This is a genomic window from Mesorhizobium sp. M7A.F.Ca.CA.002.05.1.1, from assembly GCF_003998335.1.
GTDB lineage: Bacteria > Pseudomonadota > Alphaproteobacteria > Rhizobiales > Rhizobiaceae > Mesorhizobium.
Map to the genome: position 1 here is coordinate 1 of NZ_RZQI01001527.1, position 665 is coordinate 665.

The window sequence follows — 665 nt, forward strand, 5'->3', positions numbered from 1 at the left end:
GCTGGATGTGGCTTGGCCAATACGGTCCATGGCCTCGACCAGGCAGGCTTTTCCGCCTACGGGATCGACTTCGCGCAGAAGACCGTGGGGATGGTGAATCGTGCCGCGCCCCATTTGCAAGTGACCGTGGGGGATGTTCGAGCAACGGGCTTCGCGGACGAATTCTTCGATGGGGTGTGGTCTCTGGGGGTGATCGAGCACTTCTTCGACGGTTACGATGAGATCGCATTGGAGATGAAGCGCATCATCCGGTCAGGAGGAGTTGCCTTCGTGACAGTGCCGAGCATTTCTCCTCTCCGACGGCTGAAGATCAGAATGGGTCTCTATCCCAGGTTTCCAGGTGAACAGGCCGGATTTTACCAGTTCGTTCTTGAGCCGTCTTCGATTGTTTCCAGTTTCGAACAGCACGGCTTCAAGCTTCTGGAATCACAGCCGAGGGGAGGCTTCAAGGGGCTGAAGGACGAGACATTTTTCTCCAAGCCGATGCAGGCCTGGTACGACAGCAAGAATGGAATCCTGAGAGGCTTGCGTGCTGCTGTGGACCGGTTGCTCGGCCCATTTTCGCATCATACGCGGCTCTACGTCTTCCACAGGATATAGCGCGGATGTCAAATCCGAGTGGGCGCAGATCGCCAAACGAAACCGGTGGTGAAGCAGTGTCGATA

1 protein-coding gene is annotated in these 665 nt (G+C 56.4%); it reads left to right on the forward strand.

Annotation, left to right across the window (positions count from 1 at the left end):
• A partial coding sequence (locus EN939_RS36835; protein ID WP_164751626.1) for a class I SAM-dependent methyltransferase occupies window positions 1-600 on the forward strand: 600 nt, incomplete at its 5' end.
• Window positions 601-665: the final 65 nt, after the last annotated feature.